Origin of the sequence: Kineosporia succinea (assembly GCF_030811555.1) — a bacterium.
Classification (GTDB): domain Bacteria; phylum Actinomycetota; class Actinomycetes; order Actinomycetales; family Kineosporiaceae; genus Kineosporia; species Kineosporia succinea.
Window position 1 is genome coordinate 364,472 of sequence record NZ_JAUSQZ010000001.1, and the last position, 26,839, is coordinate 391,310.

Sequence of the window (26,839 nt, forward strand, 5' to 3'; positions counted from 1 at the left end):
CAGTTGACTCACCGGGCCCCGGCCGCACAAGCTGACCTGGAATGAGTCAGGCGGTCACGATGTTGCCGTCCTCGACCGAAACCGCGATCGAGGTCAGCGGCGCGTTCGCCGGCCCGGAGACGAAAGCGCCCGTGTCCTTCTCGAACACCGAATTGTGCAGCGGGCACACCAGCTGGTCACCCTGCACCGCCACGGTTCCGCCCTGGTGCGGGCAGACCGCGGAGAAGGCGACCGGCTTGTCGGCCTCCGGCATCGCCACGATGATCGGCTTGCCGTCGAGCTCGAAGCCCGCGGCGTCACCGGTGGCGATGTCGTCCACGGCGGCGATGACCTTGGCGTCACCCGAGCCGGAACCGGAGTCGGAACCGGAGTCGCTCGAGGCCGAGGGCTGCGGCGCCGAACTGGTCGCCGGTGCACCGGCGGTATCGTCATCACTCCCGCCACCGCAGGCGGCCAGCCCGGCGGCGCCCAGCAGGGTGAACGAGCAGACCGCCATGGCCCGGCGGCGGCTGAAGCCGTTACCGGCTTCCTCGGTGGCGACAGAATGGGCCTCAGAAGCCGCCTGCGTCTCTCCGGTGCTGCGGAGGGCTGCAGTCATGTTTGATCCTCCCGTGAGGTCGTTGAAGGTGCAAATAGTAGTGACCGAGGCTGTGAACTTCGCAAGTTTCTCTGGCATGTCTGGGATTTCGCGGTGACCGACACACAAACCTGGATTTCCGCTGTCAATGAGCTGCGAGTCGGCCTGAGCGAGGTGCCGCTCAGCGACGAACGCCGCCTGGGCCGGCAGCTCGACTCGGTGCTGCACTCGCGGCGGCGCAGCGACGACGAGAAGACCGCCGAACTCGCCCGCATCGAGCGGGAGATCGGCATCGGCAGGGCCCGGGTGGAGAACCGCCGGGCGTCCGTGCCGACGATCACCTATCCGGAGCAACTGCCCGTCAGCCAGCGCCGTGACGACCTGCTCACGGCAATCGCCGAGCACCAGGTCGTGATCGTCGCGGGTGAGACCGGCTCGGGCAAGACCACCCAGCTGCCCAAGATCTGCCTGGAGCTGGGCCGGGGCGTGCGCGGGCTCATCGGCCACACCCAGCCCCGGCGGCTCGCGGCCCGGTCGGTGTCCGAGCGCATCGCCGAGGAACTGGGCTCCGAGGTGGGCGAAACCGTCGGTTACACCGTGCGTTTCACCGACCAGGCGAGCGAGGCGACCCTGGTGCGGCTGATGACCGACGGCATCCTGCTGGCCGAGATCCAGCGCGACCGCCTGCTCACCCGCTACGACACGATCATCATCGACGAGGCGCACGAGCGCAGCCTCACCATCGACTTCCTGCTCGGCTACCTCAAGCAGCTGCTCCCCCGCCGCCCCGACCTGAAGATCATCATCACCTCGGCCACGATCGACCCGGAGGCGTTCTCCCGGCACTTCGACGACGCACCGATCGTCGAGGTCTCCGGCCGCACCTATCCGGTCGAGGTCCGTTACCGACCCCTGGTGCTGCAGACCGAGACCGACGAGGAGGGCGTCACCACCGAGGTCACCCGTGACCCGATCGAGGCCGTGATCGAGGCGGTCGACGAGCTCGAGGCCGAGGGCCCGGGCGACGTGCTGGTGTTCTTCAGCGGTGAGCGCGAGATCCGCGACGCCGCCGAGGCCCTCAACCGGCACGTCGGGAACAACACCGAGGTGGTGCCGCTGTACGCCCGGCTGTCGGCGGCCGAGCAGCACAAGGTGTTCTCGCCGCACTCCGGCCGGCGCATCGTGCTGGCGACCAACGTGGCCGAGACCTCGCTCACCGTACCGGGAATCCGCTACGTGATCGACCCGGGCACGGCCCGGATCAGCCGCTACAGCTTCCGCACGAAGGTGCAGCGGCTGCCGATCGAGCCGGTCTCGCAGGCCTCGGCGAACCAGCGGAAAGGCCGTTGCGGCCGGCTGAGCGACGGTATCTGCATCCGTCTCTACAGCGAGGAGGACTTCGAGAACCGGCCCGAGTTCACCGATCCGGAGATCCTGCGCACCAACCTGGCGGCCGTCATCCTGCAGATGACGTCGCTGAATCTCGGTGACGTGGCGAAGTTCCCGTTCCTCGACGCCCCCGACCCGCGCCAGATCAAAGACGGTGTGGCGCTGCTGCACGAACTCGGCGCGATCGACCCGGAGCAGACCGAGGATCGCAAGCGCCTCACCGGCATGGGCCGCACCCTGGCCCAGCTGCCGGTCGACCCGCGGCTGGCCCGCATGCTCGTCGAGTCCGACCGGAACGGTTGTCTTGCCGACGTTCTCGTGATCGTGGCCGCCCTGTCGATCCAGGACCCGCGCGAACGCCCGACCGACAAGCAGGCCCAGGCCGATCAGTCGCACGCCCGGTTCAAGGACCAGCGCTCGGACTTCCTGGCCTACATCAACCTCTGGAACTACGTCGTCGCCAAGCAGAAGGAGTACGGCTCCGGGCGGTTCCGCCGGATGTGCCGCGACGAGTTCCTGCACAGCCAGCGCATTCGCGAGTGGCAGGACCTGCACGGTCAGTTGCGTCAGGTGCTGCGCGGCGCGGGGATCCGAGTGCCGGGTGGGCGGGCGACGTCCAGTTTCGATCCGGAGGCCGAGGTCGACGAACTCGAGGACGCGGTCGAGCCGGTTTCCGACGCGATGGCGGAAAGCGTTCACCTGTCACTGCTCTCGGGTCTGTTGTCGCAGGTCGGGCTGAAGGAGGGTGAGACGCGGGAGTACCAGGGCGCGCGCAACGCGAAGTTCGCGATCCAGCCGGGCTCGGCGCTGGCCCGCAGCACCCCCCGTTGGGTGATGGTGGGCGAGCTCGTCGAGACCAGCCGCCTGTGGGGCCGCACCGCCGCGAGGATCGACCCGCTGTGGATCGAGCGGCTCGGCGGTCACCTGGTCAAGCGGCACTACAGCGAGCCGCGCTGGGAGAAGAAGCGCGGGTCGGCGGTGGCCACGGAACGCGTGACGCTGTACGGCATTCCGGTGGTGACCGGCCGCACGGTCGGCTACGGCCGCATCGACCCGGAGCTGTCGCGCGAGCTGTTCATCCGGCACGCACTGGTCGAGGGCGAGTGGCGCACCAGCCACGCGTTCTTCCACGAGAACCGCAAGCTGCTCGACGACGTCGAGTCGCTGGAGGACAAGGTGCGCCGCCGCGACATCGTGGTGGACGACGAGACCCTCTTCGCCTTCTACGACGAGCGCATCCCGGCCGACGTGGTGTCGGTGGCGCACTTCGACTCGTGGTGGAAGAAGGCCCGCCGCGACCGGCCCGACCAGCTGAGCTTCTGGACGTCCATGCTCTTCGCCCCCGAGGCCCCCCAGGTCTCGGCCGAGGACTACCCGGCCACCTGGCGCGCGGGCGGCACCGACCTGAAGGTCACCTACCAGTTCGAGCCGGGCACGGCCGCCGACGGCGTCACCGTGCACCTGCCGCTGGCCGCGCTGAACCAGGTGCGGGAGCAGGACTTCGAGTGGCAGATCCCGGGGCTGCGGCAGGAACTGGTCACCGAGCTGATCCGGTCACTGCCCAAGCCGATCCGCAAGGGCCTGTCCCCCGCCCCCGACCGGGCGAAGGCCGTGCTCGAGCGGCTGGCCGACACCGAACCGGGTTCCGAGCCGCTGTTCCCGGCGCTCGAGGACGAGCTGTACGAGCTCACCGGCGTCGACGTGCCGGTCGGTTCCTGGGACCTCGCCAAGGTGCCCGAGCACCTGAAGGTCACGTTCCGGGTGCACGACGAGAAGGGCGCCCGGCTGGCCGAGGACAAGAGCCTCGAGAAGCTGCGCACGAAGCTGAGACCGAAGCTGCGCGAGAAGATCTCGTCGGCGGTGTCGGGGGTCGAGTCGCAGGGGCTGACGGCGTTCCCGGCCGTGCCGGTTCCGCGGTCGGTCGAGCACCAGGTGGCCGGCCTGACCGTGAAGGGATTCCCGGCGCTGGTCGACCGCGGCGCCACCGTCGACGTGAAGGTGCTGGAGAGCGCGGCCGAGCAACGGCGGGCCATGAAAGCCGGTACCCGACGGCTGATCCTGCTGAGCATCGCGTCACCGGCCAAGACCGTGCTGGCCCGGCTCAGCAACCGGCAGAAGCTGGCGCTGGCCCAGGCCCCGCACAAGACGCCGTCCGACCTGTTCGACGACTGCATGGCCGCCGCCGTCGACGACCTCGTCGACCGGGCCGGCGGCCCGGCCTGGGACCGGGCCGGGTTCGAGCGGCTCCAGCTGGAGGTCCGGCAGGAGGTCCACCCGACCGTCACGAACGTCCTGACCACCACGTCCACCATTCTGGGACTGGCCCGCGAGATCGAGGTGGAACTGAGGTCGACGTCGAGCCCGAACCTGCTGCCCGGGCTGACCGACCTGCGCTCACAGCTGGCGGCGCTGGTGTTCCCGGGGTTCGTGACCGCGACCGGCGCCGCGAAACTGCCCGACCTGGTGCGGTATCTGCAGGCCATGCAGCGGCGGCTGGAGAAACTGCCCGAGCGCTACCAGCGGGACCGGGGCCTGCAGGAGCAGGTTCTGGCCCTGCGGGCGGAGTTCCAGGGCGCGGTGGCGAAGCTCCCGGTGGCCCGGCGGCACGAGGACGACGTGATCGGCGTGCGCTGGATGATGGAGGAGCTGCGGGTGAGCCTGTTCGGCGGGGGCCTCAAGACGGCCTACCCGGTGTCGGAACAGCGCGTCCGCAAGGCCATCGCCGACCTGAAGTAGGAGCCGCCGCCCCCGGGGACCGAGCCGTCAGGAAGCGCTCGGGGGCGGTGGCACCAGCGTGCCGTCGGGGTCGATCTTCGACAGCACCGCCGTGCAGATCTCGCCCAGCTGCTGCACCTGCTCGGCACTCAGCGCGTCGAACACGTAGCGGCGCACCGCGTCGACGTGGCCCGGGGCGAAGTCGACGATGGCCGCCATGCCCTCGTCGGTGAGCGAGGCGACCTGCCCCCGGCCGTCTTCCGCGGCCCGGCTGCGGCGCACGTAGCCACGGTTCTCGAGGCGGCTGATGGTGTGCGACAGGCGGCTCGGCGAACTGCTCGAGCGGGCGGCGAGCTCACTCATGCGCAGCGCCCGGTCGGGCGCCTCGGAGAGCATGGCCAGTGCGAAGTAGGCGAAATGGGTGAGCTGCGCGTCGTGCTGCAGCTGGGCATCGAGGGAGGCCGGGAGCAGGGTGAAGACCGCGGCGAACTTCCGCCAGGCCTTCTGTTCCTCTTCGCTGAGCCACTGCGGTTCACTCACCGGCACACCTTATCCAGGGTTTTCGGCCCACCGGTGAGTCAGACTCACGCGTCGTATCCCCACTTCACCAGTGACGCACGACACAACAGTGTGCACACCGTCGAACAGCCGTTCGAGATTTTGCCGGTGGATGCGTGCGCGTCCGGCCGGATGAGGGCATCCTGGAACGCGTGCCCGTTCCCCTGCTGCTGGCTGTCGACGGCAACAGCCTCCTGCACCGCGCTCATCACGCGATGTCCCAGGGTGATCTGCGCGACTCCACCGGCGCCCCGGTCTGGGCGCTGAAGGGGCTGATCAGTTTCCTGGCCACGGCGAGCGCGCGGCTGCGGCCCGACGCGCTGGTGGTGGGCTTCGACTGCGCGGCGGGCGAGTCGGTGCGGCGCGGGGACTACGACGGGTACAAGGCGGGGCGCCCGGAGAAGTCCGAAGACCTGTGCCTGCAGCTCGACGCGGCGCCCGGTTTCCTGGCCGCGGCCGGGATCACGGTGGTGGTACCGAAGGGGTACGAGGCCGACGACGTGATGGCGTCGTCGGCGCGGTCCGCGCGGCGGCACGGCTGGCGCAGCACGGTGGTCACCAGCGACCGCGACATGTTCGCCCTGGTCGACGACAACACCTCGGTGCTGCGGGTGATGAACGGGGGCATCGACGGCTCGCCGCTGATCGACCCGTCCGGGCTGCACGCCCAGTACGGCGTGCGGCCCGACCAGTACAAGGACTTCGCCGCGCTGCGGGGTGACGCCTCCGACAACCTGCCCGGCGCGTTCGGTATCGGGCCGAAGCGGGCCGCGAAGCTCCTGGCCGAGTTCGACACGGTCGAGAACGTCTACGCGGCTCTCGACGACGGGCTGGAAGACGTGGTGGTCGCCCTGGTCGGGCCGGCCGCCACGGCGGCGCTGGGCAGCGAGGAGGCGCGCGCGAACGTGGCGCGCAACCAGCACCTCATGGAGATGCGCCGCGACCTGCGCATCCCGAAGATCGCCACGATGGCCCTGCCGCTCGACGAGGCCCGGTTGCAGGCCACGCTGAAAGAGCGGGACATCCGGCTCGGGTCGTCGCTGTGGTCGCTCACCGGGGCCGAGCCGCCGTCGTGGTACGGCGAGCGGGTCTACGGGCAGGGGCCGCGTCAGCGCCCGGCCGCGCCCGACCGGGTGATCACGCTCCCCCGCCCCCAGATCACGAAGGCTGCGAAACAGGCGGCGGCACTGGCCGACGCGGGGCAGATGTCGTTGTTCTGACGATGAGCCTGGTCAGGAGGCCGACGGTGACGAAGACGCCGGCGAGCACCGCCCAGCCGGCGGTGCCGTGGTCGATGGCGGTAGTGGTCACCACCAGCGGGGCGAGCATGCCGCCGAGGGCGTAGCCGGTCTGGCTCACGCCCTGGTAGGCGCCCGGGCGGCGGGGGTCGGCCAGTTCGAAGGCCAGGCCCCAGGCCCCGGCCTCACCGCGCATCTCGGCCAGGGCGTGCACGACCCCGGCCAGCACCAGCAGCACCACCGCGCCGAGCACCCCGGCCGAGGCGGCACCCGCGTAGAGGGCGCAGGCCAGGGCCAGCAGCAGACCACCGAGGGCCACGGCCCCGGACGCGGCGCCCACGTCGTCGGTGCCCCTGGCCAGCCGCACCTGCAGCAGCGCGACCAGGGTGGTGTTGAGCAGGAGCAGGCCGGAGACGGTCACGGCCGGGGCGTCGGTGTGGAACACCACCCACAGCGGGATCCCGACGTTGGCCAGGCCGAAGTGCATGCTCATCAGGCTGTTCAGGGCGGTGACGGCGAGGTAGCGGCGGTCGGCCAGCGGCGAGCCGTCGAGGCCGGAGCGGGAAACCGGTTCGGGCGCGGGTAGCTTCAGCGCCCGCAGCGGCAGGCACGAGAACCCGGACAGCACCGCGACGACGACCAGGGCGGTGGTGTACGCGGCGTGGGTGTCGGCGAGCAGGGCCGCTCCGCCGAGCAGCGAGCCGAGGCCGATGAAGACGTTGGTGACGACCCGCATGCGGGCGCGCACCGGCACCCGGTCGGGCCCGGGGAAGGCCACGGCCAGCACGGTCTGCCGCGCGGTGCCCTGCATGGCGCGGGAACCGACCGCGACGCAGGCGATCACGGTGAAGGTGAGCACGTCCCGGGCGCTGGTGTAGAGCAGCAGCGCGACGGCCTGGGTGGCGGTGACGATGAGCAGGACGCGGTCGGCGCCGAAGCGGTCGCAGAGGCGGCCGGCGGCGAAAGACGCTGCCACACCGGCCGCTCCGGCGATGGTCAGCCCCAGACCCACGGTGGTGGCGGGCAACCCGGCGACGCGGGTGAAGAACAGGGCACTCACGGTGTAGAAGACGCCGTTCGCGGTGGCGGACGCCATGGTCGCCAGGGTGAGAGCGCGGACGGTGGGATGGTCGGGACGCAGGATCTGTTTCAGCCGGTGCACATCGCAGTTCTTCCAGGCGGGTCAGGCCCGGCGGAAAGCATTTAGCATTGTGCTTCATGATGGTTCGCTACGAGCTCGCCCCGGCCGATCTCGCCGAGGTGCGGTTCGCGGTCTCCCCGCTGCACGAGACGGCGCTCTCGCTCAAGGTTTTCCGTGATCCCGGGCGGTTCCCGCTGCACCTGCCGTTCGTCACGCAGGTGCAGGCGGCGCTGCCCGACCTCGACGGTGAGGTGCTGCTGGCCCTGACCAACGAGGTGATGTCGCTGCCCGACCTGCTCACGCCCCGCCCGGAGCTGCCGCTGGGCCGCTTCGACCAGCAGCTGGCCGCGCTGGCCGCCCAGCCCCCGCGCCGCCTGCTCGCCGACCTGGCGGCGGTGCACCCGAAAGGCCTGCCCCCGGCCCTGACCGGGCGCGGGGTGTCCGTGCGGCGGCGGGTGGTGCGGGCGCTGCAGGAGTACTGGGACGCCTGTCTGGCGGCGCACTGGCCCCGGCTGAAGGCGCTGCTCGAGGCCGACGTGGCCCACCGCGGCCGGGAGATGGTGCGGCACGGGGCCGCGACGATGTTCGGGGGCCTGTCCGACGCGATCCGGCTGCGCGACGGGGTGCTCGAGATCCGCCGTCACGGCCCGCTCGGATACACCCGCGGCACCGACGGCAGCGGGCTCACTCTGGTGCCGACCACGTTCACGCGCAACGCGATGACACCCATCTCGGCCGCCGAGGAACCGGCCGTGATGTACGCGGCCCGCGGCGTCGGCACGCTCTGGCAGCCCCCGCGCCCGGTCACGCCGGAGGCCCTGCGCAACCTGATCGGCCGGGTGCGGGCGGAGCTGCTGGCCGAGCTCGGGGTGCCCGCGTCGTCCACCGAGCTGGCCGTGCGCCGGGGCACCACGGCGGCGGCCGTCACCCAGCACCTGCGGGCCCTGCACGACGCCGGGCTGCTGACCTCGGAACGCTCCGGCCGGTCGGTGCTCTACCGGCGCTCCCACCTGGGTGACGCCCTCATGCGGGCCTGACCACCACGTCCACCCGACCACCTGACCACCACGTCCACCTGACCACCACGTCCACCACGTCCACCACGTCCACCACGTCCACCGTCATGCGCCCGACCACCACGTCCGGCGCCACCCCGACCACCCCGTCCCCTGACCTCCGTCGCCACCCCGACCACCCCGTGAACCGTTGGCCCGCCCCAAACCACCGATAGCGTGCGCGGATGAGCCACGGACGGCGTTCACTCCTGCTCGAGGCCCTGGTCCCGCACCGCACGGGCAGCCCGCAGCAGGTGATCCTCGACGAGCTGCGGCGGGTGATCCTCGAGGGCGGTGTGCCGCCGGGTACCCCGATCCCGCTCGCCGAAGTCGCGAACCTGTTCGGCGTCAGCCCGATCCCGGTGCGCGAGGCCCTGAAGACCCTGGTCGGCGAGAACCTGGTGGCCCACCGCCCCAACGCCGGGTACGTGGTGGCCCAGCTGACCCGCCGGGAGCTGGCCGAGATCTACCTGGTGCGTGGGGTGCTCGAGTCGGCGGCGCTGCGGGCCGCGGTCGAGACGGCGACGACGGACGACGTGGTCGCCGTCCGCGCGGCCCACGCGGCTCTGGCGGCACTCCAGACCGACTGGGATCCCCGGGCCTACCACCGCGAGAGCCGGCACTTCCACCTCGCCCTGATCGCACCGTGCCGGATGCGGCGGCTGCTGCGGATGTTCACGTCGGCCTGGAACGTGACCGAGCCGTTCCAGCCGATGCGCTGGCTGGAACGGTCCGAGCGGGAGCGGCTGCACGACGAGCACACCGCGATGCTGGAGGCGTTCGTCGACCGGGACGGCGAACGGCTGCTGGCGGTGGCGGAACGGCACCACCGGCGGCTGGAGTCGGTGATCGCGGTGCTGCCCGAACGGGCCGGGTTCCTGACCGATCCCGGCCGCTGAGCAAGATATATGTGCGGCGACATCCGGTAGCAACAAAGCGGGCCTAGCGTCGGACGAGCCCCCTCCGCCTGCCCCGGGAGTTGTTTCATGGCTGACGATCTCACTGTCCATCCGGCCGGAGCACCGGCCCTGAAGGACAGCTACGACCCCCGCCTCACCAACGACGACCTGGCACCCCTGGCCGAGCAGACCTGGGGTACCTACAACATCTTCGCGTTCTGGATGTCCGACGTGCACAGTGTCGGCGGATACCTCACCGCCGGAAGCCTTTTCGCGCTCGGCCTGACCTCTTGGCAGGTACTCGTCGCGCTGGTCACCGGCATCGTCATCGTGCAGTTCTTCTGCAACCTGGTGGCGAAACCCAGCCAGGTGGCGGGTGTTCCGTACCCGGTGATCTGCCGGGCGCCGTTCGGGGTGAGGGGCGCGAACATCCCGGCCATCATCCGCGGCTCGATCGCGGTGGCCTGGTACGGCATCCAGACCTACCTGGCCTCGGCCGCGCTCGACGTGGTGCTGGTGCGGCTCTTCGACGGCCTGGCCCCCTACGGTCCGTCCGGATCACACAGCTTCCTGGGCCTGTCGGCGCTGGGCTGGGGCACCTACGCCCTGCTCTGGGTGCTGCAGGCCGGGGTGTTCTGGATGGGCATGGAGAGCATCCGGCGGTTCATCGACTTCTGCGGCCCGGCCGTCTACGTGGTGATGTTCGCGCTGTGCGGCTACCTGCTCCACACGTCGGGCTGGCACGTGTCGCTCAACCTGTCGTCGCAGAACCTGACCGGCTGGAGCGTCGTCGGCACCATGTTCTCGGCGATCGCGCTGGTCGTCTCCTACTTCTCCGGCCCGATGCTGAACTTCGGTGACTTCTCGCGCTACGGACGCAGTTTCGAGGCGGTCAAGCGTGGCAACCTGCTCGGGCTGCCGGTGAACTTCTTCCTGTTCTCGATCCTCACGGTGCTCACCGCCGCCGCCACCCTGCCGGTGTTCGGCGAGCTGATCACCGACCCGGTCGAGACCGTCTCGCGCATCGACAACACGTTCGCCATCGTGCTCGGCGCCCTGACCTTCACCACCGCCACGATCGGCATCAACATCGTCGCGAACTTCATCTCCCCGGCCTTCGACTTCTCGAACGTGTCGCCGCAGCGCATCAGCTGGCGGGCCGGCGGGATGATCGCGGCGGTCGGCTCGGTGATCCTCACGCCCTGGAACTGGTACGACAACGCCGACGCCATCCAGTACACGCTGGGCGTGCTCGGCGCGCTGATCGGGCCGTTGTTCGGGGTGCTGATCGCCGACTACTACCTGATCCGCCGGGAGCGGGTGGTGGTGGACGACCTGTTCACGATGTCCGAGGGCGGACGGTACTGGTATTCCGGGGGTTACAACCCGGACGCGGTGCTGGCCACCGCCGTCGCCGGGCTGTTCTCGATCGCCTCGGTGGTGATCCCCTCGGTCACCGGCTCGGGTGGCTGGGTCAGTGACTACAGCTGGTTCATCGGCTGCGGCATCGGTTTCGTGGCCTACCGCCTGCTCGCCGGGCGGGTCGGGTCGGCCACGCAGCGGGCGCTGGCCGGATGACCGTCGTCCGCGTCGTCAACCCCAACACCACGGCCTCGATGACCGCGACGATCTCCCGGGCCGCCCGCGCGGTGGCCCTCCCGGGCACGGTCGTCGAGGCGGTGAACCCGGACACCGGCCCGGCGTCGATCGAGAGCCACTACGACGAGGCCCTGGCCGTGCCCGGGCTGCTCGCCGAGATCGCCCGCGCCGGGGCCGACGGCCACGTGATCGCCTGCTTCGGCGACCCCGGGCTGGACGCGGCCCGGGAGCTGGCGAGCGGTCCGGTGGTGGGTATCGCGGAGGCCGCCATGCACGCGGCGTCGCTGCTCGGGCGGGGTTTCAGCGTCGTCACCACGCTGGCGCGCACCGAGGGCCGGGCCTGGGACCTGGCCCGGGCCTACGGATTCGGCGAGCGCTGCCGGGGTGTGCACAGCTGCGAGATCCCGGTGCTGGCGCTGGAGACCGATCCGGGGGCGCGGGCCGTGATCACGTCGGTGTGCCGCCGGGCGCTGGAGACCGACGGGTCGGACGCGATCGTGCTGGGATGCGCGGGTATGGCCGATCTGTGCGGCGAGATCTCGGCGGCGGTGGGGGTGCCGGTGGTGGACGGGGTGGCCGCCGCCACGGTTCTCGTCGAGTCACTGGTGCGGCTGGGTCTGTCGACGGGGAAGCTGGGCGAGTTCGCCCGGCCGCCGGTGAAGCCGTACGCCGGGATACTGCAGCCGTGGGCCCTGACGGGTTCCTCGAATTGCCCGGATCCACCCGTTTGACCATGCTGGTGACCGGGTCGGCCGGCCGCCCCGGCCGGTCGGCGCACTCCGGTCTGTCGGCTTCCCCGGTCTGGAAGGCCCCGCATGCTCAGCCGCACCAGCGTCAGCCAGGCCCTCGGGCTGCCCGTGGTGTCGGCCCTGGCCCTGGTTCTGACGATGCTTCTGGCTCTGTCCGGGTGTTCCGCGGCCACCCCCGAGGCCCCGCCGCCCCTGCGTCCCCTGCCCGAACAGGCCCGCCAGGACAACGGTGACCTCTACGCCCGGGGCTGTTCGTCCGGCTACAAGGATCCGGAGGTGCACCCGTGCGTCTTCGACGACTCGGCGGCCGAGGACTCCCCCGTGGTGGTGGCCGTGGGTGACTCGAAGGTGGCCCAGTGGATGCCGGCGCTGCAGGAGCTGGCCACGCGGCACCACTGGAAGCTGATCAGCATGACCAAGTCCGGGTGCCCGTTCTCGGAGATCCACCGGCAGCGGGTGAAGGGCGAGTACACCTCGTGCGTCACCTGGAACGACGCGGCGCTCGAGCAGGTGAAGGAGCTGAAACCCGATCTGCTCGTCACCACGCAGTTCCCCCGGTACCCGGCGCTCGTGAACGGCCGGCGGGTCGACGACCCGGCGAACCGCGAGGAGCTGGTGCGCGGGCTGAGCGCGCGGATCAGTGCGGTGCAGGACGCGGGGATCCCGGTGGCCACCATCGCCGAGACCCCGATCATGGGCTTCAACACCCCGGCCTGCGTGCAGCAGCATCCCGACGACCTCGACCTCTGCGCCCGCCCCCGGGCCGAGGTGACGGCCGACTCCGGCCTGGTGGCCGCCGCGGCCGGGCGCAGCGGCGCCCCGGTCGTCGACCTGATCGACGACTTCTGCACCGAGACCACCTGCCCGGCCGTGCGTGACGGCTACCTGCTGTACCGCGACGATCACCACACCACCGCCACCTTCATCCGCACGCTCGCCCCCGACCTGGCCGCCGGTCTCACGAGCGGTCTCGAAACCGGCCTGAGCACAAGGCTCCTCGGCCCCTGACCTATAGTGACGCGGGTGGAGATCGCCATCCTGATCGTCGTCCTGGTCGCCGCCGTGGTCGTGATGGGCCTGACCCTGCGGGTCGTGATCGCCGCGGTCAAGGCCTCACGCAAGGGTTTCGTGCCCACCGACGAGCAGCGCACCCAGATCATGCGCCTGGGCGGTGCCGGTCTGGTCCTGACGCTGCTGGCCCTGCTCATCCCGGTGCTGTTCTGATGCCCTGGCCCCGGATCGACGGCCTGCGCACGATGGAGATCGGCAGTCCCGGTGCCATGCGCGCCGAGCTCACCGGCCTGGTGCTGGCCGGGCACAAGGTCGGCACGGCCGGCCTGTTCGACGACTATGCCGGAGACGGTGAGGAGCTCGAGCACGTCGGCGAGATCCTCGTGCTGGTCGACGACGTCGGCGCCGAGATCGGCCGGATCCGCGTCACCCAGGTCGTGACCGTGCCATTCACCGAGGTCACCGACGAGTTCGCGCGGTCGGAGGGTGAGGGCTACGCCGGCTGGCAGGAGTGGGCCGACTCGCACCGGGCGTTCTGGGAGCAGTACGTGGAGGCCGTCACCGACGACACCCTGGTCACCTGCATCAGCTTCGAACTCGTCTGAACACTCTGGGCAACAGCGTTACGCCGTCGTAATGTGAGGCGATGAAGCCGTCGTCCTGGGTGTGGATCGGGTGCGGGCTGGCACTGCTGCTCGCCGCCGCCCTCGCCTTCTCCGGTGCCCTGTTCCCCGCGGTCATCGTGCTGGTGCTGGTGTGCGGGGTGCTGGTGGCCCACCGGCTGCGCTGATCTCCGTCCTGAGTCGGACACGGGTCTCCCCCTCGCGGCCGAGGCCGGGCCCCCACCGCTGAGATCAGCCTGGACGCATGGACATGATCCGGGCCGACGCCCTGACCAAACGCTACGGCCGCGCCACCGTGGTCGACCACGCCTCGTTCACCGTGCGGGCCGGAGCCGTCACCGGCTTCTTCGGCCCCAACGGCGCCGGCAAGACCAGCGCCCTGAAGATGATCACCGGACTCGCCCGGCCCACCTCGGGGTCGGTGTCCGTCGCCGGCCCCTCGTCGATGGGCGTGTACATCGAGCCCTGCGGCGCCCATCCGGGCCGCACCGCGCACGCCCACCTCACCGCGCTCGCCCGGATCGCCGGGCTCCCCCGGCGAAGGGTCGGCGAGGTGCTCGACGAGGTCGGCCTGCAGGACGCCGCCCGCCGCCGGGTGGGCGGCTTCTCGCTCGGCATGCGGCAGCGCCTCGGCCTGGCCGCCGCGCTGCTGGCCGACCCGCCCCTGCTGGTGCTCGACGAACCGGTCAACGGCCTCGACCCGGCCGGGATGCGCTGGCTGCGCAACCTGCTGCGGGACAGGGCTTCCCGGGGCGGGACCGTGCTGCTGTCCAGCCACGTGCTGAGCGAGGCGGACCGCACCGTCGACGACGTCATCGTGATCGACCGGGGCCGGGTGCTGCACCAGGGCCCGACCCCGGATTCCCTCGAAGACCTGTTCTTCGAGCTCGTGGAAGGAGCCCGGCCGTGATCGGCATCCTGCGCGGTGAACTCGGCAAGACCCTCAGCACCCGCACGCTCTACGCCTTCGTGCTGATCAGCGCCGGGTTCGGGGCGCTCAACGCGGTGGTCATCGGCGCCGCCTCGGGTGAGCTCGACACCATCGGTGAGAAGAAGGAGGCCTTCACCTGCCTGCCCGTGCTGCTCCTGGTGTGGGGCCTGGTCGGCGTGGCCGGTGAGTACCGGCACCGCACCGCCGCCCCGGCCGCGCTGGCCTCGGGCCGAAGCCGGGAAACCGTGCTCGGCCTGCGCATTCTCGTGTACACGGCCACCGGGCTGGCCCTCGGCGCGATCACCTCGACCGTGTCGTTCGCCGTGGCCCTGCCGCTGGTCGGCGACATGCCCGGTGAGCAGCTGACCCGTGCCGACCTGGGCGCACTGGCCGTCGCCAACCTCGCCGCGTCGGTCCTGGCCACCGTGCTCGGGGCCGCGCTGGGGGCACTGATCCGCAACCAGGTCGCCGGGGTCGTCACCGCGCTCGTGCTCGACTTCGCCGTGGTACCGCTCGTCGGTGGGGCCGACGAGGACCTGGCGAACCTCACCCCGTTCGGCGCCGCCTCGGTACTCTCGGGCATGACCCACCACACCACGCTGACCGTGCCGCAGGCCGGGTCGGTGCTGGCGGCCTGGACCGCGGCGCTGGTGTTCGCCGCCCTGATCGTGGAGAGGCGACGGGACCTGGCGTGAACGTGAGGGCCCGGCTGCTCGACCTGCCCCTGGCCGCGGGCACGATCGGCATCGAGATCGGCCTGCTGTCCGACAGTCTCGGTGCCCCGGGCACACCCGCGCCCGTCTTGACCGTGGCGCTGAGCGTGGTGGCCGGCCTGCTGCTCCTGGTCCATCGCCGGTGGCCGCTGGCCGTGCTGGCGGCGGTGGTGGGCATCGAGGCCGGGCTCGCCGCCGCCGGTTCCTACCCGGGCGGGGCTCCCGCCCTGGTGGCGCTCGGGCTGGTGGCCCTTCACGAAGAACGGCGGCGCTCACTGCCGGCCCTGGCGGTGACCGCGGTGGTGCTCCAGGCCGGCTCGATCAGCGCCGTACCGGTTCCCGTCATCGCTTGGGGCGTGGGCTATTTCGCGCAGACCCAGCTGCGCTACATCGCGACCCTGGAAGACCGCAACGCCCAGGTGGCCCGCAACGCCGCCCAGGCCGAGCGGGCCGCCGTCGCCCGCGAACTGCACGACATCGTGGCTCATTCCGTCACCGTGATGCTGCTGGGGGTGCGTGGGGCCCGGGACACGCTGCGCACCGATCCCGACCTGGCCGAGGAGGCACTGCGCCGGGTGGAGAAGAGCGGTGAGGAGAGCATCGCCGAACTGCGGCGCATGCTGGCGGTGCTGCGCGACGAGCCTCACGCCGACCGGGCGCCCGCCCCCACCATCGCCCGGATCCCCGAGCTGGTGGCCGCGCACCGGGCGGCCGGAATGCCCGTCCACCTGCGGGTTCCGGATGACGAGCGGGCGGCGGCGGGCATCGAGCTGACCGCCTATCGTGTGGTTCAGGAGGGTCTCACCAATGTCGCCCGGCACGCCGTCAACCCCACGAGGGTGGACGTGTCGGTCACCTTCACCGACAGCCACCTGGAGGTCTCGGTGGAGGACGACGGCCAGGCGGTCGTCCCCGGGATCTCCACCCCGGGCCGCGGTCTCGTCGGGCTGCGCGAGAGAACACGCACCGCGGGCGGCACCCTGAGCACCGGCCCGGCCGCCACCGGCGGTTTCCGGCTGACAGCCCACCTCCCGAGGACATCCCCGTGACCATTCGCCTCCTCCTCGCCGACGACCAGGAACTCGTGCGCCTCGGCCTGCGCATGGTGCTCGGCACCTTCGACGATCTCGACGTGGTGGGCGAGGCCGCCGACGGCGAGCAGGCCGTCACCGAGACCCGGCGCCTGGTGCCCGACGTCGTGCTCATGGACATCCGCATGCCCGGCACCGACGGCATCACCGCCACGGCCCGCATCACCGAAACCCGGCCGGGAACCCGGGTTCTCGTGCTCACCACCTTCGAGGAGGACGAGTACGTGTTCGGCGCGCTCCGGGCCGGAGCCGCCGGGTTCCTGCTGAAGGACGCGTCGCGCGACAAGCTCGTCGAGGCCATCCGCGTGGTGCACCAGGGCGACTCGCTGCTGTCGCCCGCCGTGACCCGCCGCCTGATAGAGGTCTTCTCCCGCCGCCCGCAGCCGGTGCCGGTGAGCACCGCCACCGAAAGGCTCACAGCCCGTGAACGCGAGACGCTCGTCCAGGTGGCCAGGGGGCGGTCGAACGCCGAGATCGGCGTGATTCTGCACGTCACCGAGGCCACCGTGAAGACGCACGTCAGCAGCGTTCTGCTGAAACTCGGTCTGCGCGACCGGGTGCAGGCCGTGGTCTTCGCCTACGAGAACGGCCTGGTGGTGGCCGGGCAGGACGACTGAAGCGACCCTCGTCCCAGCCCTCGCCCCCAGCCCTCGTCCCGCCCCTCAGCAAGGGACGACGTGCGCACTGGTGCGCACGTCGTCCCCCGTCGAGAACCGATCAGCCGGCGGCGGCCAGCTCCCGGGACTCCGGCTGCACCTGCGCCTGCTCGAGCCCTTCGGAGGCCTTGCGGCGCGGCCACCACGACGGGTTGCCCCGGCCCTGACCACCCAGGGCGGCGGAGACCCGGTCGAGGTAGATCGCGAGAACCACCACGGCCAGACCACCCTCGATCGACGCGCCGATCTGCAGGCTCTGCACCGACGAGACCACCACGCCACCCAGGCCCTCACCACCGACCAGACCGGCGACGACCACCATCGACAGCGCCAGCATGATCACCTGGTTCACGCCCGCCATGATCGACGCCCGGGCCAGCGGAAGCTGCACCTCCCGCAGGATCTCCCAGCGCGACCCCCCGAAAGCGGCCGAGGCCTCGACCGTCTCGGGGTCGACCTGGCGGATACCGAGCTGGGTCAGCCGCACCGCGGGCGGCGCCGCGAACACGATCGTCGCGATCATGCCCGGCACCGCCCCGATACCGAAGAACAGCACCGTCGGCAGCAGGTACACGAAAGTCGGCACGGTCTGCATGAAGTCGAGCAGCGGCGCCACGATCGCCCGTGCCACCGGGTTGAAAGCCGTCCAGATGCCCACCGGGATGCCGATGACCAGCGCGATGATCGTGGCCACGAGAACCGTCGCCAGGCTCTGCATCGTCTCGTACCACAGGCCCATCGAGTCGACGAGCAGCAGCCCGACCACGAGCAGCGCCGTCAGCCCGATGCGCCGGGTGATGACCAGCGCGATCACGGCGAACACGATCGTCATGGGCAGCGGCTGCAGCCCCGCGACGATGTCGTAGGTCCAGCGCAGCAGGTGGCTGAGCCAGGTGGTGAGGAAGTCGAAAAGGCCTTCGAAGTGCTTCGTGAACCAGTTGATGACGTCTTCGCCGTGCTGGCCGATCTTCAGGTCAGGCATTGACGGTCGCCTCCTCGCGCACCTCGGCCACGTTCGACAGGCTGGACAGGATCGCGGCCCGCGGCACCACCCCGGCGAGCTTGCCGTCCTCACCCACCACCGTCACCGGAACCACCTGACGCCCGGCCAGGTGCATGAAATCGCCCACCACGTCAGAGGGTTTCACGGCGTGATAGTCCTTCGTGACGGCGAGCGCCAGGTCGGTGCGGCCGCGGTTGATCGCCTCGTGCAGGTTGGTGTCGGTGACGACGCCGAGCAGGTGCCCGTCGTCTTCCAGCACGAACGCGCCGACGGCCTCGTTGTCGGCCAGCCGGGTGAGCGCCGAGCGCGGCGGCTCCCCGACCGTGAACGTGAGCAGCGCCGGGCGCACCAGGTCGGCGGCCGTGAGCACGCGGGCCCGGTCGACGTCGGCCACGAACTCGCTGACGTAGTCGTCGGCGGGCTTGGCCACGATCTCGACGCCGGAACCGATCTGCACCACCTTGCCGTCACGCATGACCATGATGCGGTCTCCGATGCGCATGGCCTCGTTCAGGTCGTGCGTCACGAACACGGTGGTGCGCTGGTCCTCGGCCTGCAGTTGCACGAGCAGGTCTTGCATGTCACGGCGGATCAGAGGGTCGAGGGCCGAGAACGGCTCGTCCATCAGCAGGATCGGCGGGTCGACGGCCAGCGCGCGGGCCAGGCCGACGCGCTGGCGCATACCGCCCGACAGCTCGTGCGGGTACTTCGAGCCGCGCCCGTCGAGCCCGACCCGCTTCAGCGCGGCCTCGGCCTTCTCGAAACGCTCGGCCTTCGAGACACCGCGCACCTTCAGCCCGTAGGCCGCGTTCTCGAGAACCGTGCGGTGCGGGAACAGCGAGAAGTGCTGGAAGACCATGCCGATCTTCTGGTTACGGATCTGCCGCAGACGCGAGTCGGGCACCCCGACGATGTCCTCACCGTCGATCAGCAGCTCTCCGGCGCTGGGCTCGTTGAGACGGTTGATCATCCGCAGCACCGTCGACTTGCCCGAGCCCGAAAGGCCCATGACGACGAACATCTCGCCGGTCTCGATGCGGAAGTTCACGTCGTGCGCGCCCAGGTAGCCGCCCGCCCGGGCCACCGCGGCGGCCGGGTCGTCACTGGCCAGCGCGCGCCGTGCGGCCGAGTCGCTCAGCCCGTAGGCCTTGCTCAGTCCCTTGCCCTCGATCATTTGATGATCACCGATTCCGCGTCCTGGCCGTCACTGGATTTCACGCCCTGCAGGAATTCCCGCACCTTGTCGGGGTTCTCATTGATCCACGCGGCCGCGATGTCGGACAGGGACTTCGCGTCCTTGTCCTTGTCGAAGTAGAACTGCCCGGCCTCGTCGGTGGTGAAGGTCAGGTTCTTGACGAACGTGGCGATGTTCGGGTTGTTCTCGGCCCAGCCCTTGCGCGAGACCGTGCGGATCTCCCCGGCGCCGCCCCAGACCTTGTCCGGGTCCTCGAGGAACGTCGCCCCGAACTGGACGGTCATCCAGTGCGGGCTCCAGCCCAGGAAAGCGATGGCCTGGCCGGAGGAGTCGGCCTTCTGCACCTGGGTCAGCATCGCCGCGGTGCCGCTGGCCACGAGCTTCCAGTCGCCGAGACCGTAGGCGTCGTCGTCGATGGCCTTCTGGATCGTCTCGTTGCCCGGGGAGCCGGCCTCGATGCCGTAGATGCGCCGGCCGAACTCGTCACCGTGCTGGTCGAGGTCGGCCAGGGACTTGATGTTCAGCCGCTCCGCGGTCTTCGCGGGCACGGCCGGGGCGTACTCGGTGCCCTCGAGGATCGTCGAGTTCACCGTCACGTCGCCCTTGTCGATCAGGTCGCCGAAGGTCGGCTGCTGCGAGGGCCACCAGTTGCCCAGGTAGGCGTCCGCGTCACCGGTCGACAGCGCCTGCGCGCCGAGCTCGACCGAGACCTCGTCGACCTTCACCGAGTAGCCCAGTTCCTCGAGGATCTGCTTGCTGATCTCGTTCTCGACCTGGAGATCGACCCAGGGCTGCTGGATCAGGGTGACCGACTCCTGGCCGTCCTCGCCGCCGCCGGAGTCGGCGACCAGGGCGAAGTCGCCCTTGTCCTCGGCGCTGGAGCAGCCCGTCGTGACCGCCACCGCACAGACCGCGAGGGCCAGCATCCTTAGACCGCGTCGTCTGCCGGGAGGCTTCATCCTGCTTCTCCTTCTGCCAGTGGTACTTCGGGGGGTGACGGCCGGATCGCGACCGAAAATCCTTGGGACGGGCGGCGCTCGGCGCCCGTGAAATGGCTCACTGATGGCACACGACGTCCTCGGCGCGCGGTTCGGGGCATACCACCATGCCAGGAATCCGGTGCGGAAGCCCGTTCAGGCGAGGATTTCGGCGGTCGTTACCACAGCCGCCCGGGGCCACCTCGGGTGGGCGTCGGGTGATGAGGGACGGCGTGGTCACCGATGCGTTCGCCTCACCGGCCGTCGGGGTCGTGACGGCGAAGGCGTGGCACACCGGTGTCGTGAGCGCACCGGTCGCCGGGGTGATGACGGACGACGTGGTCGCCCGGGCCCGCACGTCCGGTTCCCGGAGCGGCACGGCACCCGCGAGGAACGTGTCCGCGTTCGGCACCCTTGGCTCCCATCGACCGGTTCACCCGATCGTGACAGCCCGCGCAGCCGGGGTCGATAGCCCTGACCTGCGAACACCGACTATTTCTCTCTCAATCCTATAGAGATTATCTATGCCTCGTCGGCGAACAGCGACCCCGCGAGGGCCCGGAAGTGCTCCCCCGGACTGCTGAGCCCACGCGAGCGCCAGATCAGGTGCACGGCGGCCACCGTGGGCCGGCGCAGGGGCAGCACCCGGGCGCCCCGGCGCGAGGCGTCCTCGGCCAGCCCCTCCGGCAGCAGCGCCGCCCCCGCCCCGGCGAGCACCAGCGGGATCACCGACGCCAGGTGCGCGGTCTCCACGGCGATCTCGGAAGCCTCACCGGCCACGTGCAGTTCGTTGTCGAGCATCTCCCGCAGCGCGGTGCCGCGCAAGGTGCACACGATGCCCGACGGGACCAGGTCGGACACGCTCACCGTGGTCTGCCCGGGCAGCGCGCCGGGCGGGAGCACGGCCACCAGCCGGTGCTCGGCGAGCCATCGGCTCTCCAGCACCCCGGCGGGCGGAGTGCCGTCGATCAGCCCGAAGTCGGCGTCCCCGGAGCGCACGGCCTCCAGCACGTCCGAGCGCCGTACCGGGTCGCCGACACTGAACTGCACGGCCGGGTGCGCCTGCCGGAACTCGCCGATCAGCTGGGTCAGCGGCTCGATCGCCCAGAGCGTGTTCGAGATGACCGTGAGCCGCCCGAACCCGATGTCACTGACGCTGCGCACGGCCGAGGCCGCGAGCTGGAACGAACGCAGGGTTCGCCGGGCGGGCAGCAGCAGGGCCTGGCCCGCCGCGGTCAGGCGCACGCCGCGGCCCAGGCGCTCGAACAGCGGCGAGCCGAGCTCCCGTTCGAGCAGACCGATGGCGTGAGAGAGGCTGGGCTGAGCGATGGTCAGGGCCGCCGCGGCCCGGGTGAAGCTGCCGCACTCGGCGACCGCGAGGAAGTACTCGAGCTGGCGACGGTCCACCGGGCCACGGTAGTGGTCACGAACATGAGAGGGCCTTCATCTCGTTCTCCTTCTGCCCTCACGGCCCACCGGTGAAGTAGGTGACGTCAGCAAGAAACGCCGATGTCACAGGAGCCACCATGAAGCGCACGATCCCCCTCGCCCTCACCGCCGCCGCCGCGATCGGCGCGGGCACCTTCCTTCTCGCCGGCCCCGCGCAGGCCGCTCCCTCGGCCGCTGCCGCGAAGAGCCACACCTGCAACGGTGTGAAGGCGACGATTGTCGGTACCAACGGCAGCGACGAGATCGAGGGCACCCGGGGCCGTGACGTGATCGTGGCGCTCGGCGGCCACGACGAGATCGACGGCAACGGCGGCAACGACCTGATCTGCGGCGGGGCCGGGGCCGACGAGATCGACGGCGGGGCCGGGGCGGACACCGTCTTCGGGGGCTCCGGCAATGACGAGATCGACGGCGAGTCGGGCAACGACAAGCTGTACGGCGGCGCGGGTCACGACGAGATCCAGGGCGGGTCCGGCCACGACCGGCTCTGGGGCAACTCGGGCAACGACCGGCTCGAGGGTGAGTCCGGCCGGGACAAGCTGTCCGGCGGGGCCGGCCGCGACCGCGTGTACCAGGGCGAGGAGCCGGACGAGGACTGAGCCCGTCCCGTCCCCCCGGTCTCTTCACGCCGGCCTCCCCACGCCGGCATCCTCACCTCGGCCGCAGGGCGTCCTCCGGGCTCAGACGTCCTGCGGGCCGAGGTCGAAGCCCTTGAACCGGGTGCCCTGATAGGTGAGGCGACCGCGGTCGCCCTCCCGGAGCGTCCCCCATTGGCTGCCCTTGATCGGAAGCTCGACGCGCTGGTGCCCCGGCAGCTCGAAGCCCAGGAAGTACGACGTGCTCGAGCTGTCGTCACTGCGCCGGGTCTCCTGCCGCTTACCGATGACGGTGGCGGGGACGGTGAGCACGGGCGAGTTGTTGTTGCGGTTCCAGGCCGAGATGCCCTTGCCCACGGCGATCACGATGACCGCGAACACGATCAGGAAGACCAGCAGGATCACGACGGCGAAGACGACGAAGATGACGCCGAAGGCGGTCATCCCGCTCTCGACACTGCTGAACGGGTCGTCCACGGTGCACCTCCTGGTTGCGTTCGGTCCGGCACCGGTCAGACGCGGCCGGCCCACCTTTTGATGCACGCACTCCCGTGACTCGCACGTGGTGATCGTCATGGTTCGCGGCCCGGGCCCGGGTCGGGCTGCGTGTGGGGACGATCGGTGACCTGCTGTTCGACCGGTACGACTGGGACGGCGTCCGGGTACATCCCTTTTTCCCGAAGATGCACGTGAACAGCACTGTGCCGGGTCTTGCCCCCTTCGCGGTGCTAGTACTGTTTTCATCCGCTCATGAGACCGCCGGTCTCACCGATGAAAGCCTGGTGCACCTCCACGTGTCCGCAGAACCTGCGATCAAGACATCCCGCCGCCCCGTCGTCGCGACGTTGGCGTGGCCCGGCGCCCGGTGAAGGCGCTCGACAAGGCGATCCGTCGCCGCTCGCTCTTCGGGGGATCCCTGCTGGCCGTCGGCGGCGCCGGAACCGGCCTGCTAATCGACGAACTGCTCGTGCCGGAACGGCCGCCGCCCCTCGACGGCGGGTACGCCGCCGCCGCCGACCAGCTCGGCCGCCTGACGCACGGAGGGGTCCGGATCCACTACCGGGCCGAGACCGACGCGAAGGTCATCGCGCTGACGTTCGACGACGGCCCCAAGCCGGACTGGACGCCCCGGTTCCTCGACGTGCTCGACGAGGCCGACGTCCCGGCCACCTTCTTCCTGGTCGGCAAGAACCTGGTCGAGCACGCGGACCTGCTGCGCGGCCGGCTCGACCGGCACGAGGTCGGCAACCACTCCTGGTCGCACGCCGATCTGGCCACCCTCGACCTGGCCGGGGTACGGAACCAGCTCGAGTCCACGCACGACGCGATCGTGAAGCACACCGGGCGCACACCGACCCTGATGCGGCCCCCGTACGGCCACCTCGGCGGCTCGACGGTGCTGGCCGCCGTCGGCATGGGCTACGACATCGCGCTCTGGACGCGTTCGGTGAACGAGCGCGTGTTCGCCGGTGATTCGGCCGGGATGGCCGCCGACCTCGCCGAGACACTGCACCCCGGCTCGATCGTGCTGGCTCACGACGTCGGTCACAAGGGCCGCCTGGTCACCCTCGGCGCCCTGCCCGCGACCATCGCCGGGCTCAAGGCCAAGGGCTACTCGTTCGCGACGGTGTCCGAGCTCGTCGCCGGCTGAGCTGTCACGAAAGAGGGCCCGGTGAGCGGAATTCCGCTCACCGGGCCCTCTTTCGCACTGTCAGGTGCGGATCAGCTGCAGCCGGACGTGCTGCCGCAGCCCTCGCACACGTAGCAGGAACCGGCCGGGCGCATCTTCGTGCCACAGGTGAAGCACATCGGCGCGTCGGACGTGCGGCCCTGCATGGCCTCGAACAGCTCGGCCGAGGAGTGCACCGCGGTCGGGGCCGACTTGGCGGTGGCGGCACCGTCGACGTTCACGGTCGTCTTGGCGGTGCTCGTCGCGGTGCCCGTGTTCAGGGGCTCCGGCTTGTGCTCCGGCTTGGCCTCCTGCTTGGCCGGGGCCGACTGGGCGAGCGTCTCGAGTTCCTCCTCGACGTCGTCACCGTCTTCGTCCACCGGCAGGTACGAACCGGTGGCCAGCTCCCGGGCCCGCTCGTCGGCCGAGTAGATGCCGAGCGCCGAGCGCTCCTCGAACGACAGGTGGTCGAGCGCCAGGCGCCGGAACACGTAGTCCATGATGCTGGAGCTCATCCGCACGTCCGGGTCGTCGGTCAGGCCGGCCGGCTCGAAACGCAGGTTGGTGAACTTCTCCACGTACGTCTGCAGCGGAACCCCGTGCTGCAGAGCGATGCTCACGGCCACGGAGAACGAGTCCATCATGCCGGCCAGGGTGGAGCCCTGCTTGCCGAGCTTGATGAAGACCTCGCCCAGGCCGTCGTCGGGGTAGCTGCCGGCCGTCATGTAGCCCTTGGCACCGCCCACGGTGAAGCGGGTGGTGATCGACGGACGCGACTTCGGCAGGCGCTTGCGGGTCGGACGGTACTCCACGACCTTCTCGACGACCTTCTCGACCGCCACCGGCGCGTCGGCCTTCTTGGCCTTGGCGTCGGAGAGCGGCTGGCCGACCTTGCAGTTGTCGCGGTACACGGCCAGCGCCTTCAGGCCGAGCTTCCAGCCCTGGAAGTACACGTCGCCGATGTTCTCGACGGTCGCGCTCTCGGGCAGGTTGACCGTCTTGGAGATGGCACCCGACAGGAACGGCTGCGTGGCCGCCATCATCCGGACGTGGCCCATGGGCTTGATCGCCCGCTCGCCCATCGCGCAGTCGAAGACCTCGTAGTGCTCGGTCTTCAGGCCGGGCGCGTCGATGACGTGGCCCTTCTCGGAGATGTACTCGACGATCGCCTCGACCGTCTCCTCGGCGTAGCCGAGCTTGCGCAGCGCGCGCGGGATGGTCTGGTTGACGATCTGCATCGAGCCGCCGCCGACCAGCTTCTTGAACTTGACCAGCGAGAAGTCCGGCTCGATACCGGTGGTGTCGCAGTCCATCATGAAGCCGATGGTGCCGGTGGGCGCCAGCAGCGAGGCCTGCGCGTTGCGCCAGCCGTTGACCTCACCGATCTTCAGCGACGCCTCCCACTCCTTGGTGGCGGCGCGCTGCACGGCGACGTCCATGGGGTGCAGGGTGCGGATCGTGTCGTTGGCCGCGGCGTGCTTGCGCATGACCCGGCGGTGCGCCTCGGCGTTGCGGGCGTAACCGTCGTAAGCGCCCACCACACCGGCCAGTTCGGCGGAGCGGCGGTAGGCCGCGCCCGTCATCAGCGAGGTGATCGAGGCGGCCAGCGCGCGGCCACCGTCGGAGTCGTAGCCCAGGCCCGACTCCATCAGCAGGGCACCGAGGTTGGCGTAGCCGATGCCGAGCTGGCGGTAGGCGCGGGTGGTCTCGGTGATCGCCGCGGTCGGGAAGTCGGCGAAGCAGATCGAGATGTCCATCGCGGTGATGACCATCTCGACGGCCCGGGTGAACTTCTCGACGTCGAAACCACCGTCGGCCTGCACGAACTTGAGCAGGTTCAGCGAGGCCAGGTTGCAGCTGGAGTTGTCGAGGTGCATGTACTCCGAGCACGGGTTGCTGGCGGTGATGCGGCCCGACTCCGGCGTGGTGTGCCAGTCGTTGATCACGCCGTCGTACTGGATGCCCGGGTCGGCGCACTCCCACGCGGCGAGCGCCATCTTGTCGAAAAGGGCCTTGGCGTCGACGTACTCGATGACCTCACCGGTGGTGCGGCTGGTCAGGCCGAACTGCTCGCCGAACTCGACGGCACGCATGAACTCGTCGGTGACGCGCACCGAGTTGTTGGCGTTCTGGTACTGGACGCTGGTGATGTCCTTGCCACCGAGGTCCATGTCGAAACCGGCGTCGCGCAGGGCGCGGATCTTGTTCTCTTCCTTGGCCTTGGTCTCGATGAACTCCTCGATGTCGGGGTGGTCGACATCGAGAACGACCATCTTCGCCGCGCGGCGGGTGGCGCCACCGGACTTGATGGTTCCGGCCGAGGCGTCGGCGCCGCGCATGAAGGAGACCGGGCCGGAGGCGGTGCCGCCGGAGTTCAGCAGCTCCTTGGAGGAGCGGATGCGGGAGAGGTTCAGGCCGGCGCCGGAGCCGCCCTTGAAGATGAAACCCTCTTCCTTGTACCAGTTCAGGATCGAGTCCATCGAGTCGTCGACCGACAGGATGAAGCACGCGCTGACCTGCTGCGGGGCGCTGGTGCCGACGTTGAACCAGACCGGCGAGTTGAACGCGAAGACCTGGTTGAGCAGCATCCAGGTGAGCTCGTGCTCGAACACGTCGCCGTCTTCCTCGGTGAGGAAGTAGCCGTTGTCGCGGCCGGCCTTGGTGTAGGTCAGCACGACGCGGTCGATGAGCTGCTTGAGGCTGGACTCGCGCGAGTCCGAGCCGACCGCACCACGGAAGTACTTGGTGGTGACGATGGTGGACGCGTTGAGGCTCCAGAAGTCGGGGAACTCGACGCCCTTCTGCTCGAAGATCGTCTCACCCGACTTCCAGTTCGTCTGGACGACGTCGCGTCGCTCCCAGGTCACCTGGTCGTAGGGGTGGACCCCTTCGGTGGTGTAGATCCGCTCGATCTTCAGGCCGGTGCGGCGCACCTGGGGTGCGTCGTTTCGCGTCTTACGCGAGCCTCGGCCCGACGCGGTCTCCGTCATCTTGTGCGTTCCCCT

At 70.3% G+C, this 26,839-nt stretch carries 27 protein-coding genes; 16 read left to right on the forward strand and 11 right to left on the reverse strand.

The window, feature by feature from the left end; translation table 11 throughout:
* Positions 1-46: 46 nt before the first annotated feature.
* On the reverse strand, positions 47-598 hold the full coding sequence (locus J2S57_RS01660; RefSeq protein WP_307237404.1) for a Rieske (2Fe-2S) protein: 552 nt from the start codon (positions 596-598) through the stop codon (positions 47-49).
* Positions 599-691: 93 nt separating this feature from the next.
* On the opposite strand from J2S57_RS01660, the gene hrpA reads away from it, so the two are divergent.
* Positions 692-4,702, forward strand: a complete 4,011-nt coding sequence (hrpA, locus tag J2S57_RS01665) for an ATP-dependent RNA helicase HrpA (protein WP_307237407.1) — start codon at positions 692-694, stop codon at positions 4,700-4,702.
* Positions 4,703-4,729: 27 nt separating this feature from the next.
* Here the strand turns inward: hrpA and J2S57_RS01670 are convergent, their stop codons facing one another.
* A complete protein-coding gene (locus tag J2S57_RS01670; protein ID WP_307237410.1) occupies positions 4,730-5,221 on the reverse strand; it encodes a MarR family winged helix-turn-helix transcriptional regulator in 492 nt (163 codons plus the stop codon).
* A gap of 170 nt (positions 5,222-5,391) precedes the next feature.
* On the opposite strand from J2S57_RS01670, the gene J2S57_RS01675 reads away from it, so the two are divergent.
* Complete coding sequence (locus tag J2S57_RS01675; protein ID WP_307237413.1) at positions 5,392-6,459, forward strand: 5'-3' exonuclease; 1,068 nt, start codon at positions 5,392-5,394, stop codon at positions 6,457-6,459.
* Here J2S57_RS01675 and J2S57_RS01680 read toward each other — a convergent pair.
* Positions 6,398-7,639, reverse strand: coding sequence for an MFS transporter (locus tag J2S57_RS01680; RefSeq protein WP_307237416.1), 1,242 nt, complete (start codon positions 7,637-7,639; stop codon positions 6,398-6,400). The two genes, J2S57_RS01675 and J2S57_RS01680, sit on opposite strands and share 62 nt — an antisense overlap.
* A 56-nt stretch (positions 7,640-7,695) precedes the next feature.
* Here J2S57_RS01680 and J2S57_RS01685 point away from each other — a divergent pair, with 56 nt between their 5' ends.
* Positions 7,696-8,655 carry an ArsR/SmtB family transcription factor gene (locus J2S57_RS01685; RefSeq protein WP_307237419.1) on the forward strand — a complete coding sequence of 320 codons (960 nt, stop codon included), beginning with the start codon at positions 7,696-7,698 and terminating at the stop codon, positions 8,653-8,655.
* Here the strand turns inward: J2S57_RS01685 and J2S57_RS01690 are convergent.
* Positions 8,642-8,770: a hypothetical protein gene (locus J2S57_RS01690; RefSeq protein ID WP_307237422.1), complete on the reverse strand. Its 129-nt coding sequence runs from the start codon at positions 8,768-8,770 to the stop codon at positions 8,642-8,644. The genes J2S57_RS01685 and J2S57_RS01690 overlap by 14 nt on opposite strands.
* A gap of 88 nt (positions 8,771-8,858) precedes the next feature.
* On the opposite strand from J2S57_RS01690, the gene J2S57_RS01695 reads away from it, so the two are divergent.
* The 11 genes from J2S57_RS01695 (at position 8,859) to J2S57_RS01745 (ending at position 16,906) form a co-directional block, all read left to right on the forward strand.
* Positions 8,859-9,572, forward strand: a complete 714-nt coding sequence (locus tag J2S57_RS01695) for a GntR family transcriptional regulator (RefSeq protein ID WP_307237424.1) — start codon at positions 8,859-8,861, stop codon at positions 9,570-9,572.
* A gap of 87 nt (positions 9,573-9,659) precedes the next feature.
* Positions 9,660-11,150, forward strand: coding sequence for an NCS1 family nucleobase:cation symporter-1 (locus J2S57_RS01700; RefSeq protein WP_307237426.1), 1,491 nt, complete (start codon positions 9,660-9,662; stop codon positions 11,148-11,150).
* The gene (locus J2S57_RS01705) at positions 11,147-11,902 is read left to right on the forward strand and encodes an aspartate/glutamate racemase family protein (RefSeq protein WP_307237429.1); all 756 of its coding nucleotides are present in this window, start codon (positions 11,147-11,149) and stop codon (positions 11,900-11,902) included. Before J2S57_RS01700 ends, J2S57_RS01705 begins: the two co-directional genes overlap by 4 nt.
* Before the next feature lie 84 nt (positions 11,903-11,986).
* Positions 11,987-12,928, forward strand: coding sequence for an SGNH hydrolase domain-containing protein (locus J2S57_RS01710; protein ID WP_307237434.1), 942 nt, complete (start codon positions 11,987-11,989; stop codon positions 12,926-12,928).
* Positions 12,929-12,943: 15 nt separating this feature from the next.
* Complete coding sequence (locus tag J2S57_RS01715; protein ID WP_307237437.1) at positions 12,944-13,144, forward strand: hypothetical protein; 201 nt, start codon at positions 12,944-12,946, stop codon at positions 13,142-13,144.
* Positions 13,144-13,536: an ASCH domain-containing protein gene (locus J2S57_RS01720; protein ID WP_307237440.1), complete on the forward strand. Its 393-nt coding sequence runs from the start codon at positions 13,144-13,146 to the stop codon at positions 13,534-13,536. Before J2S57_RS01715 ends, J2S57_RS01720 begins: the two co-directional genes overlap by 1 nt.
* 41 nt (positions 13,537-13,577) lie before the next feature.
* Positions 13,578-13,721 carry a hypothetical protein gene (locus J2S57_RS01725; RefSeq protein ID WP_307237443.1) on the forward strand — a complete coding sequence of 48 codons (144 nt, stop codon included), beginning with the start codon at positions 13,578-13,580 and terminating at the stop codon, positions 13,719-13,721.
* A 77-nt stretch (positions 13,722-13,798) separates the two neighbouring features.
* A complete protein-coding gene (locus J2S57_RS01730) occupies positions 13,799-14,464 on the forward strand; it encodes an ABC transporter ATP-binding protein (protein WP_307237446.1) in 666 nt (221 codons plus the stop codon).
* The gene (locus J2S57_RS01735; protein WP_307237449.1) at positions 14,461-15,180 is read left to right on the forward strand and encodes a hypothetical protein; all 720 of its coding nucleotides are present in this window, start codon (positions 14,461-14,463) and stop codon (positions 15,178-15,180) included. Before J2S57_RS01730 ends, J2S57_RS01735 begins: the two co-directional genes overlap by 4 nt.
* Positions 15,177-16,247 (forward strand): sensor histidine kinase, encoded by a 1,071-nt coding sequence (locus tag J2S57_RS01740; protein ID WP_307237452.1) that lies wholly within the window; start codon positions 15,177-15,179, stop codon positions 16,245-16,247. Before J2S57_RS01735 ends, J2S57_RS01740 begins: the two co-directional genes overlap by 4 nt.
* A complete protein-coding gene (locus J2S57_RS01745) occupies positions 16,244-16,906 on the forward strand; it encodes a response regulator transcription factor (RefSeq protein ID WP_307237455.1) in 663 nt (220 codons plus the stop codon). The genes J2S57_RS01740 and J2S57_RS01745 overlap by 4 nt, the downstream gene beginning before the upstream one ends.
* Positions 16,907-17,006: 100 nt before the next feature.
* Here the strand turns inward: J2S57_RS01745 and J2S57_RS01750 are convergent, their stop codons facing one another.
* From J2S57_RS01750 to J2S57_RS01770, 5 genes are all read right to left on the reverse strand, one after another.
* Positions 17,007-17,927, reverse strand: coding sequence for an ABC transporter permease (locus J2S57_RS01750; RefSeq protein ID WP_307237458.1), 921 nt, complete (start codon positions 17,925-17,927; stop codon positions 17,007-17,009).
* Positions 17,920-19,122, reverse strand: coding sequence for a quaternary amine ABC transporter ATP-binding protein (locus J2S57_RS01755; RefSeq protein ID WP_307237460.1), 1,203 nt, complete (start codon positions 19,120-19,122; stop codon positions 17,920-17,922). Before J2S57_RS01755 ends, J2S57_RS01750 begins: the two co-directional genes overlap by 8 nt.
* Positions 19,119-20,069: a glycine betaine ABC transporter substrate-binding protein gene (locus J2S57_RS01760; protein ID WP_307237463.1), complete on the reverse strand. Its 951-nt coding sequence runs from the start codon at positions 20,067-20,069 to the stop codon at positions 19,119-19,121. Before J2S57_RS01760 ends, J2S57_RS01755 begins: the two co-directional genes overlap by 4 nt.
* Positions 20,070-20,199: 130 nt before the next feature.
* Positions 20,200-20,532: a hypothetical protein gene (locus J2S57_RS01765; protein ID WP_307237467.1), complete on the reverse strand. Its 333-nt coding sequence runs from the start codon at positions 20,530-20,532 to the stop codon at positions 20,200-20,202.
* A gap of 110 nt (positions 20,533-20,642) precedes the next feature.
* Positions 20,643-21,527, reverse strand: a complete 885-nt coding sequence (locus J2S57_RS01770) for a LysR family transcriptional regulator (RefSeq protein ID WP_307237470.1) — start codon at positions 21,525-21,527, stop codon at positions 20,643-20,645.
* Positions 21,528-21,646: 119 nt separating this feature from the next.
* On the opposite strand from J2S57_RS01770, the gene J2S57_RS01775 reads away from it, so the two are divergent.
* On the forward strand, positions 21,647-22,168 hold the full coding sequence (locus J2S57_RS01775; protein ID WP_307237474.1) for a calcium-binding protein: 522 nt from the start codon (positions 21,647-21,649) through the stop codon (positions 22,166-22,168).
* Between the two features lie 81 nt (positions 22,169-22,249).
* Here J2S57_RS01775 and J2S57_RS01780 read toward each other — a convergent pair whose 3' ends face one another.
* Positions 22,250-22,642, reverse strand: coding sequence for a DUF2500 domain-containing protein (locus J2S57_RS01780; protein WP_307237477.1), 393 nt, complete (start codon positions 22,640-22,642; stop codon positions 22,250-22,252).
* Between the two features lie 373 nt (positions 22,643-23,015).
* Between J2S57_RS01780 and J2S57_RS01785 the strand changes: the two genes are divergently transcribed.
* Positions 23,016-23,816, forward strand: coding sequence for a polysaccharide deacetylase family protein (locus J2S57_RS01785; RefSeq protein WP_307237480.1), 801 nt, complete (start codon positions 23,016-23,018; stop codon positions 23,814-23,816).
* 71 nt (positions 23,817-23,887) lie between these two features.
* Here the strand turns inward: J2S57_RS01785 and J2S57_RS01790 are convergent, their stop codons facing one another.
* Entirely contained in the window at positions 23,888-26,824 is a 2,937-nt protein-coding gene (locus tag J2S57_RS01790; RefSeq protein WP_307237483.1) for a vitamin B12-dependent ribonucleotide reductase, read from the reverse strand.
* Between the last annotated feature and the right edge of the window lie 15 nt (positions 26,825-26,839).

What these genes read in the sequence shown, in the direction of transcription:
- J2S57_RS01660 (WP_307237404.1), bottom strand. Translation starts at nt 598, where the DNA reads ATGACTGCAGCCCTCCGCAGCACCGGAGAGACGCAGGCGGCTTCTGAG.
- J2S57_RS01685 (WP_307237419.1), top strand. Translation starts at nt 7,696, where the DNA reads ATGATGGTTCGCTACGAGCTCGCCCCGGCCGATCTCGCCGAGGTGCGG.
- J2S57_RS01695 (WP_307237424.1), top strand. Translation starts at nt 8,859, where the DNA reads ATGAGCCACGGACGGCGTTCACTCCTGCTCGAGGCCCTGGTCCCGCAC.
- J2S57_RS01700 (WP_307237426.1), top strand. Translation starts at nt 9,660, where the DNA reads ATGGCTGACGATCTCACTGTCCATCCGGCCGGAGCACCGGCCCTGAAG.
- J2S57_RS01705 (WP_307237429.1), top strand. Translation starts at nt 11,147, where the DNA reads ATGACCGTCGTCCGCGTCGTCAACCCCAACACCACGGCCTCGATGACC.
- J2S57_RS01710 (WP_307237434.1), top strand. Translation starts at nt 11,987, where the DNA reads ATGCTCAGCCGCACCAGCGTCAGCCAGGCCCTCGGGCTGCCCGTGGTG.
- J2S57_RS01720 (WP_307237440.1), top strand. Translation starts at nt 13,144, where the DNA reads ATGCCCTGGCCCCGGATCGACGGCCTGCGCACGATGGAGATCGGCAGT.
- J2S57_RS01725 (WP_307237443.1), top strand. Translation starts at nt 13,578, where the DNA reads ATGAAGCCGTCGTCCTGGGTGTGGATCGGGTGCGGGCTGGCACTGCTG.
- J2S57_RS01730 (WP_307237446.1), top strand. Translation starts at nt 13,799, where the DNA reads ATGGACATGATCCGGGCCGACGCCCTGACCAAACGCTACGGCCGCGCC.
- J2S57_RS01750 (WP_307237458.1), bottom strand. Translation starts at nt 17,927, where the DNA reads ATGCCTGACCTGAAGATCGGCCAGCACGGCGAAGACGTCATCAACTGG.
- J2S57_RS01755 (WP_307237460.1), bottom strand. Translation starts at nt 19,122, where the DNA reads ATGATCGAGGGCAAGGGACTGAGCAAGGCCTACGGGCTGAGCGACTCG.
- J2S57_RS01760 (WP_307237463.1), bottom strand. Translation starts at nt 20,069, where the DNA reads ATGCTGGCCCTCGCGGTCTGTGCGGTGGCGGTCACGACGGGCTGCTCC.
- J2S57_RS01775 (WP_307237474.1), top strand. Translation starts at nt 21,647, where the DNA reads ATGAAGCGCACGATCCCCCTCGCCCTCACCGCCGCCGCCGCGATCGGC.
- J2S57_RS01790 (WP_307237483.1), bottom strand. Translation starts at nt 26,824, where the DNA reads ATGACGGAGACCGCGTCGGGCCGAGGCTCGCGTAAGACGCGAAACGAC.